This is a genomic window from uncultured Mycobacterium sp. (genome assembly GCF_964249325.1).
Lineage (GTDB): Bacteria > Actinomycetota > Actinomycetes > Mycobacteriales > Mycobacteriaceae > Mycobacterium.
Map to the genome: position 1 here is coordinate 5,578 of NZ_CAXUCH010000025.1, position 3,004 is coordinate 8,581.

Sequence of the window (3,004 nt, forward strand, 5' to 3'; positions counted from 1 at the left end):
GGCCGCGCTGCGGCGAATCCGAGGTGCTGGTCGACCAATTGCCGGGCCTGCCCGACAATCTGTCGACCGGAACGCTAGGACGCATTTGGGTAGCGATACCGGTCACGGGGATACGGCCACTGCGCTTGGCCCAACGAGCTCCCCGTTCGGCTCGCAGGCTCATAGGACGGGCGGCGAGCGGCATCAACCATGCGCCGGCGGCGACCGCACGCGTGCTGGCGATCAATCGCGACGGAACCCCGGTCGCGCGGCTGGCTTGCAGTCGCCGTTGCGGCTACCGCATGGTGACCGGCGTTCGTGAACACGATGGCTCGCTGTATCTGGGCAGCATCGCCCAACAGGCCATCGCCGCTGTCTCTCCAGCGCCGTCGAATCCGACCGAGCAACTCATCAGGCTTCGTCCACACCGCTAACCGAGGAGGACGGCGGGTCACCACGGGGGAGACTCGCCGGTTGCATCACGGCCGATCGCGGGTAACCGACGGTATGGAAATCACGGTGACGTTCGTCGGCAACGCGACCACATTGATAGCAGCCGGGGGTGTGACGCTGTTGACCGATCCGAACTTCCTGCACCGGGGCCAGCATGCCTACCTCGGTTACGGGCTGGTGTCCAAGCGCCGCCAGGAACCGGCCCTCAGCGTCGAGGAGTTGCCGCCGCTGGACGCGATTGTGTTGTCCCACATGCACGGCGACCACTGGGATAGGGTGGCGCAGCAGCGTCTCGACCACGGGTTGCCGATCCTGACCACGCCGCACGCCGCCAAGCGGCTGCATCGCCGCGGATTCGGCGCAGCGCTGGGGATGTCGACCTGGCAATCCCACACCATCACCAAGGGCGACACTACTGTCACGATGACGTCGTTACCCGGCCGGCACGCGCCGGTGTGGGGACATCGACTCTTGCCACCGGTGATGGGCTGCGCCGTACGGGATCTAACAAGCCTGCCCAGGCAAGTCCGTGAACTACACCGCCAACCGTTGTGTGTGGGGGGTGGGGGGTCGCGATTCGCTGAACCTCCGCTAAGCCCGACGGCGAGTACCACGGACTCGTAAGCCACGCCGTTGACATTGCGATCATCGCATGCCACAAGCGAACTGGACGATCGTGGAGCATCCGCTAGCGGGTTGGCGCCATCGTTAACGTGTCGCACCCGCCTTAGGTGTTCAGCGTTGGCAGGTCGGGCACCAGTACGTCACCCGCTCATTGCTGCTGTCATAGCTGACGGGCGTGCCGCACCGGCGGCAACTCTGCCCCGCTCGCCCGTAGACCCACAGTTGCCGACCTGATCGGGTGTCGCCAGTGGTGCAACGGCTCCAGCGGTAGCGATTGGCCCACAGCATGTCTCGGGCTCGGGAGACCAGTCGGTGCGGGTCGGTGACATCGCTTACCGGCGCGGTGGGCAGATGTCCGCTGACGAAACACAGCTCGTTGCAGTAGACGTTGCCGATCCCGGCCAGCACCCGCTGGTCGAGCAGTGCATCGGCCAGCGGCCGGTCGGCCTCGGCGACGAGGTTGGCGGCCGCAATCTGCGGATCCCAGTCATCACCGAGCAGGTCAGGTCCCAGGTGGGCCACCACGTCGCCGTCGTGGGCGCGGTCGAGCACCTCCAGCAGCCCGAGGTCGCTTCCTACGACCCGGATGTCGCCGACTTCCAAAATGATTCGGACGCGGTGATCGGTCCGCGCCCGGCCGGTGGTCACCCGCCAGCTGCCGTCCATCTTCATATGCGAGTGGATGCTGGCCGGCCCGACGCGGATGAACAGGTGCTTGCCACGACTGAGCACGTCGTCGACCACCTGCCCGCACAGGTCGACGGTGGCGAAACGCGGTACCCGGATGTCACAGCGAGTCAGGGTACGACCGGCCAGCGCCTGTCGCAGTATGGCGGCGGTGTGAAAAACTGTGTCGCCCTCCGGCATTGGCTAGCGCAGCCTCAATCCGCGCGGTGTGCTCGCGAAGCCGGCTGCGGTAAGCGCGGCGTGGATCGGCGACTCTCGCAGCTGCAGCACCGGCACACCGTTGACCCGCTCGACCAGGATGGAATCGACGCGCCGGGCGCCGACCAAATCGGCCAGCGCGCCCGCGGCCGCATGGTTGGCGTCGGGATCGTCGGTGAAACTCAACAGCGAACGCCCGCCGCGCTCCAAAAACCACGCCAACTCGCCGTCCACCAGCGCGACCAGTGCCCCGGCCTTGCGGCCAGGACGCGCGGCGCCCTCGTCGTCGGATGCCCGGGTCGGCCAGGGCAGCACCGCACCGTAGGGGTTGGCAGGGTCGGCCGCGGCCAGGACCACCGCCCGGTATTGCGGCCGCTCAGGGTCGACACTGTCGAGGTAGCTGCGCAAGCGGTCGACCGTCGATGCGACCGCAAACTGCGCGCCGCCCAACGACTCTACGAAGTAGCCGCGCTGACAGCGGCCGGCGTCCTCGAACGCGGTCAGCACCTTATACAGGGTGGCGAATCCGCCCGGCACTCCTTCGGCCGCCGCCGCGCCTTTGGTGAGCACGCCGTGGCGGTTCAGCAAAAGTTCGGCTTGGTGGTGGGCACGCAGCGTGGAGTCTGGCTCCGGAGCCGGCAAAGCCGACCACCGACCGGCCACAGTTGGATCGGTGGCGCGGGTCTGGGCGTGTGCGACGCTGTAGCGGCTCAGCCGCGGTGGCCGCCGGTGTCGGTGTGCCGGTGTGGCGCGTCTGCGGGTGCCCGGGCCGCCGGCCAGCATCGCGCGCACCGGCGCAAACGTGTCGCCGGTGACCCAGCCGGCCCAAATCAGTTCCCACAACGCCGCTTTGAGTTCGCTTTCGGCGACGCCGTTGGCGAGCTGGCGGAAGAAGAACGCGCCGCCGCCGCCGAAGAACGCCTCGAAGATGTCCGAGATCGACCCGGCGTCGAAGTTCGGGGCATAGCCGCCGCTGCGCAATCCCTCGCGGCCGTATCGGTCATAGGTGGCGCGCCGGTCGGCGTCCGACAGGACCTCGTAGGCCTCGGCCGCCTCCTTGAAC

1 protein-coding gene and 3 pseudogenes (2 of these 4 running past the window's edge) are annotated in these 3,004 nt (G+C 67.8%); 2 read left to right on the forward strand and 2 right to left on the reverse strand.

What is annotated here, in order from left to right:
• Both ACFE99_RS05600 and ACFE99_RS05605 read left to right on the forward strand, forming a co-directional pair.
• Positions 1–413 (forward strand): annotated as a pseudogene (locus ACFE99_RS05600) (SMP-30/gluconolactonase/LRE family protein); it begins 574 nt to the left of the window's first position.
• Between the two features lie 73 nt (positions 414–486).
• Positions 487–921 (forward strand): annotated as a pseudogene (locus ACFE99_RS05605) (MBL fold metallo-hydrolase); the annotation flags it as partial.
• Positions 922–1,167: 246 nt separating this feature from the next.
• Here ACFE99_RS05605 and nei2 read toward each other — a convergent pair.
• Both nei2 and ACFE99_RS05615 read right to left on the reverse strand, forming a co-directional pair.
• Positions 1,168–1,923 (reverse strand): endonuclease VIII Nei2, encoded by a 756-nt coding sequence (nei2, locus tag ACFE99_RS05610; RefSeq protein ID WP_375483212.1) that lies wholly within the window; start codon positions 1,921–1,923, stop codon positions 1,168–1,170.
• 3 nt (positions 1,924–1,926) lie between these two features.
• Positions 1,927–3,004: pseudogene (locus ACFE99_RS05615) on the reverse strand (ATP-dependent helicase) (it continues 3,619 nt past the right edge of the window).

Coding starts and splice junctions, on each gene's coding strand:
- nei2 (WP_375483212.1), bottom strand. CDS start 1,923: ATGCCGGAGGGCGACACAGTTTTTCACACCGCCGCCATACTGCGACAG.